At 66.8% G+C, this 4,762-nt stretch carries 8 protein-coding genes; all 8 read right to left on the bottom strand.

Translation table 11 applies throughout. From position 1 onward, the window contains the following. Positions 1-69 precede the first annotated feature (69 nt). On the bottom strand, positions 70-690 hold the full coding sequence (locus ACTS11_RS18120; RefSeq protein ID WP_442641691.1) for a TIGR02466 family protein: 621 nt from the start codon (positions 688-690) through the stop codon (positions 70-72). Between the two features lie 227 nt (positions 691-917). Further along, on the bottom strand, positions 918-1,331 hold the full coding sequence (rplP, locus tag ACTS11_RS18115; protein ID WP_442641690.1) for a 50S ribosomal protein L16: 414 nt from the start codon (positions 1,329-1,331) through the stop codon (positions 918-920). 12 nt (positions 1,332-1,343) lie between these two features. Further along, positions 1,344-2,048, bottom strand: coding sequence for a 30S ribosomal protein S3 (rpsC, locus tag ACTS11_RS18110; protein WP_442641689.1), 705 nt, complete (start codon positions 2,046-2,048; stop codon positions 1,344-1,346). Beyond that, positions 2,048-2,428, bottom strand: coding sequence for a 50S ribosomal protein L22 (rplV, locus tag ACTS11_RS18105; protein WP_442641688.1), 381 nt, complete (start codon positions 2,426-2,428; stop codon positions 2,048-2,050). The genes rpsC and rplV overlap by 1 nt, the downstream gene beginning before the upstream one ends. A 3-nt stretch (positions 2,429-2,431) precedes the next feature. Further along, complete coding sequence (gene rpsS / locus ACTS11_RS18100; protein WP_277826010.1) at positions 2,432-2,710, bottom strand: 30S ribosomal protein S19; 279 nt, start codon at positions 2,708-2,710, stop codon at positions 2,432-2,434. Between the two features lie 3 nt (positions 2,711-2,713). Next, entirely contained in the window at positions 2,714-3,556 is an 843-nt protein-coding gene (gene rplB, locus ACTS11_RS18095; RefSeq protein ID WP_442641687.1) for a 50S ribosomal protein L2, read from the bottom strand. Positions 3,557-3,685: 129 nt separating this feature from the next. Then, entirely contained in the window at positions 3,686-3,982 is a 297-nt protein-coding gene (locus tag ACTS11_RS18090) for a 50S ribosomal protein L23 (protein ID WP_442641686.1), read from the bottom strand. Further along, positions 3,979-4,599 carry a 50S ribosomal protein L4 gene (rplD, locus tag ACTS11_RS18085; protein WP_442641685.1) on the bottom strand — a complete coding sequence of 207 codons (621 nt, stop codon included), beginning with the start codon at positions 4,597-4,599 and terminating at the stop codon, positions 3,979-3,981. The genes ACTS11_RS18090 and rplD overlap by 4 nt, the downstream gene beginning before the upstream one ends. Positions 4,600-4,762 lie beyond the last annotated feature (163 nt).

Raw genomic sequence — 4,762 nt, 5'->3', positions numbered from 1 at the left:
CTGGCGGCAGGCGAGGTGTCCGAAGCGGCCTTCTCGGAGTGGCTCATGCGGGAGTCGGAGCCCCTCTGATCACTCCCACCGGTAGTTGAAGCTCACGCTGACCCGGTCGTCCTCGTCCATGTTCATCGGCACTTCGTGGCGGAGCCAGCTTTCCCACAGCAGAACGTCGCCGTCCTGCGGCCCGGGATAGACGAAGGCGCGCAGTTCCTCGCGGCAGCCACGGCGCCGGTTGGGCGCGGCCATCATCATCGCGTGGCGCGGGTCCTCGAGCTTGATGGACTTCGCGCCGGGCGGGACCTGCACGTAGGTCGTGCCCGAGATCACCGAGTGGGGGTGGATGTGGCTGGTGTGGATGCCGCCCTCGGGCAGGATGTTGATCCAGATGTCCTCGAGCACCAGCCTGCGGCCCTCGAGGTCGAATTCGAGGTCCTCGGCGAAGGCCGCCACATGCGCGTCGAGCGCCTTCACCAACGTGTCGAAGATCGGGAAGCGCCAGGGCAGGTCCGTCAGCGACGCATAGGAGGTGTAGCCGGGATAGCCATTCTCCTCGCACCAGGCCTGCCCGGCCTCGTCGTCCTCGGCGATCGAGAAGCAGGAGGCGTGAAGTTCGTCCGCGTCCACGGCGGGCCCGAGCTCGGCGAGCCTGGCGTGGTAGAGGCGGGTGACGAAGAGGGAGCGGATGTTGGCCATGCGCCTTCGTAGGGCGGGACTTGTCACGCCGCAACGGCGAACGCGACTGGCGACGGCGGGTCAGGGCAGCGGACGGGCGGGCTTCGGGACCAGACCCGCCCCGAGCAGACGAAAAGCCCCCGGAGGAACCGGGGGCTTCGCAATCCGGACCGGAGTGCGGTCCGCGTGTTTGCGGGCAAACACGCTCCACCGCACGGGTCAGAGAACGCCGTCGGCGTTCTCGACCGTCACCAGTCCTCGCGGACCACGGTGCGCGTCTTGATCGGCAGCTTCATCGAGGCGAGGCGCAGGGCCTCGCGCGCGATCTGCTCGGACACGCCGTCGATCTCGAACATGATCCGGCCGGGCTTGACCTTGCAGGCCCAGTAATCGACCGAACCCTTGCCCTTACCCATCCGCACCTCGACCGGCTTGGAGGTCACCGGCGTGTCCGGGAAGATCCGGATCCAGACGCGGCCCTGGCGCTTCATGTGCCGGGTCAGGGCGCGGCGCGCTGCCTCGATCTGACGCGCGGTCACGCGCTCGGGCTGGAGAGCCTTCAGGCCGAAGGTGCCGAAGTTCAGGTCGGACCCGCCCTTGGCCTCTCCGCTGATGCGGCCCTTGTGCATCTTGCGGAATTTCGTGCGCTTTGGTTGCAGCATCTCGTCTACTCCTTAGCGGTCGCGGCGCGGGCGCGGCCCGCCGCCTTCCTGGAGCTCCGCCTGGCGACGGTCACGGGCCGACGGGTCGTGCTCCATGATCTCGCCTTTGAAGATCCAGACCTTCACGCCGATGATGCCGTAGGGCGTCGAGGCCTCGGCGAGCGCATAGTCGATGTCGGCGCGGAGCGTGTGCAGCGGCACGCGGCCCTCGCGATACCACTCCGTCCGGGCGATCTCGGCGCCGCCTAGGCGGCCCGCGACGTTGACCCGGATGCCGAGCGCGCCCATCCGCATGGCGTTCTGCACCGCCCGCTTCATCGCGCGGCGGAAGCTGACCCGGCGCTCGAGCTGCTGGGCGATGGACTCGGCCACCAGCTGGGCGTCGAGCTCGGGCTTGCGGACCTCGACGATGTTGAGGTGCAGCTCGCTGTCCGTCATCTTGGCGAGCTTCTTGCGAAGCGTCTCGATGTCGGCGCCCTTGCGGCCGATGATGACGCCGGGACGCGCCGTGTGGATCGTCACGCGGCACTTCCGGTGCGGACGCTCGATGATGATCTTCGAGACGCCGGCCTGCTTGGCCTCCTCCTCGATGAACTCGCGGATCTTGAGATCCTCGAGCAGGAGGTTGCCATATTCCTTGGTGTCGGCGTACCAGCGGCTGTCCCAGGTGCGGTTCACCTGCAGGCGCATGCCGATCGGGTTGACCTTGTGTCCCATCAGGCAGTCTCCTCGATCTGGCGGACCTTGATGGTCAGCTCGCTGAACGGCTTCTGGATCTTGCCGAAGCGGCCACGCGCCCGCGGGCGGCCGCGCTTCATCACCAGGTTCTTGCCGACAAAGGCCTCCGCGACGACGAGTTCGTCGACGTCGAGGCCGTGGTTGTTCTCGGCGTTGGCGATGGCCGATTGCAGGCACTTCTTCACGTCGGCCGCGATCCGCTTCTTCGAGAAGGTCAAGTCGTTGAGCGCCTTCTCGACCTTCTTGCCGCGGATCAGGGCGGCGACGAGGTTCAGCTTCTGCGGGCTCGTGCGGAGCATGCGGAGCTTCGCCATCGCCTCGTTGTCCGCCACGCGGCGGGGATTCTTATCCTTGCCCATGGCTTACTTCCTCTTGGCTTTCTTGTCGGCGGCGTGGCCGTAGTAGGTCCGCGTCGGCGAATATTCCCCGAACTTCTGGCCGATCATGTCCTCGGTGACGTTCACCGGGACGTGCTTCTGGCCATTGTAGACCCCGAAGGTGAGGCCCACGAACTGGGGCAGGATGGTGGAGCGGCGCGACCAGATCTTGATGACCTCGTTGCGGCCCGACTCGCGGGCTTTCTCGGCCTTCTTGAGGACGTAGCTGTCGACAAAAGGACCCTTCCAGACGGAACGCGACATGGATCAGCGTCCTTTCTTCTTGGCGTGACGCGAGCGGATGATCAGCTTCTGCGACGCCTTGTTGCGATCACGGGTGCGGCGGCCCTTGGTGTCCTTGCCCCAGGGCGTCACCGGCGTCCGGCCGCCCGAGGTGCGGCCTTCGCCGCCGCCGTGCGGGTGGTCGATCGGGTTCATCGCGACGCCGCGGACGGCGGGACGCTTGCCCATGTGACGGGTGCGGCCGGCCTTGCCGATGTTCTGGTTCGAGTTGTCGGGGTTCGACACCGCGCCCACGGTCGCCATGCATTCCTGGCGCACGAGGCGAAGTTCGCCCGACGAGAGCCGGATCTGCGCATAGCCGCCGTCACGGCCGACGAACTGGGCGTAGGTGCCCGCCGCGCGCGCCATCTGGCCGCCCTTGCCGGGCTTCAGCTCGATGTTGTGGACGATCGTGCCGATCGGCATGCCCGAGAAGGGCATCGCGTTGCCGGGCTTGATGTCGGCCTTCGCGCTCGCCACGACGGCATCGCCAACGGCGAGGCGCTGGGGCGCGAGGATGTAGGCGCGCTCACCGTCCTCGTAGCGGATCAGCGCGATGAACGCGGTCCGGTTGGGATCGTACTCGATCCGCTCGACCGTCGCCGTCACGTCGAACTTCGTGCGCTTGAAGTCCACGATGCGGTAGAGACGCTTCGCCCCGCCGCCATGGCGCCGTGCGGTGATCCGTCCGGTGTTGTTCCGGCCGCCATTGCCCGTGAGACCCTCGGTGAGGGCCTTGACGGGGCGACCTTTCCAAAGCTCCGAACGGTCGATCAGCACCAGCCCGCGCTGGCCCGGCGTCGTCGGTTTGTACGACTTGAGTGCCATGCTTCCTGTCTTCCGTTTGCTTTGCGCCGGGTTGGACCCGGCAGTCTCTGTGCATAGGGCCCCGAAGGTCCCCGGTTTCCGATGCGACGGGCCCGGTATGGTCCGGGCCCGCTGGGATGCCGCGCTCTATTAGAGCCCGGTGCTCACGTCAATGGTGTTGCCCTCTTCGAGCATCACATAGGCTTTCTTCACGTCCTTCCGGGTGCCCTTGATGCCCCGGAAGCGCTTGTGCTTGCCCTTGGTGATGGTCGTGTTCACGGCCTTCACCTTGACCCCGAAGAGCGTCTCGACCGCTTCCTTGATCTGGGGCTTGTTCGCGTCGATCGCGACCTCGAAGACGACGGCGCCGTTCTCGGAGGCCATCGTGGACTTCTCGGTGATGATCGGCTTGCGGATCACGTCGTAGTGTTCGGGCTTCACGCTCATTTCAGTCGGGCCTCCAGGGCTTCGACACCCGCCTTCGTCAGCACGAGCGTGTCGCGCTTGAGGATGTCATAGACATTCGCGCCCATCGACGGCAGCACATCGAGACCCTCGATGTTGCGGGCCGCCATGGCGAAGTTCTCGTCCACCTGCGCCCCGTCGATGATGAGCGCGCGCTTCCAGCCGAGCTCGCGCACCTGCTTGGCCAGCGCGCTCGTCTTGGGCGAGGCGACCGAGGCCGCATCGATGATGACGAGCTCGCCCGCCGCCATCTTTGCCGAGAGCGCGTGCTTCAGGCCCAGCTTGCGGAACTTCTTCGGCAGGTCGTGGGCATGGCTGCGCGGGGTCGGGCCCTTGTAGACGCCGCCCTTGCGGAAGATCGGCGCGTTCCGGTCGCCGTGGCGTGCGCCGCCGGTGCCCTTCTGGCGATAGATCTTCTTGGTCGAGTAGCTCGTCTCCGAGCGCGTCTTGACCTTGTGGGTGCCCTGCTGCGCCTTGTTGCGCTGCCAGCGGACAACGCGGTGCAGGATGTCGGCGCGCGGCTCGAGACCGAAGATGTCGTCCCCGAGCTCGACCGAACCGGCCTTGCCGCCGTCCAGCTTGATCACGTCGAGTTTCATTCCTGACCGTCCTTCTTCTCGGCATCCTCGGCGGGCGCCTCGGTTGCTGCTTCGGCTTCGGCGGCCTCCATCGCGGCCTGTTCGGCCTCGGCGGCGGCCTTCGCTGCGGCTTCCGCCTCGGCGGGTGCGGCTGGGGGGGGTTCCTCGGGGGGCTAGATGCGGA

It is taken from the genome of Roseicyclus sp., from assembly GCF_052168335.1.
GTDB lineage: Bacteria > Pseudomonadota > Alphaproteobacteria > Rhodobacterales > Rhodobacteraceae > Roseibacterium.
This window is presented reverse-complemented; position numbering and strand designations above follow the sequence as displayed.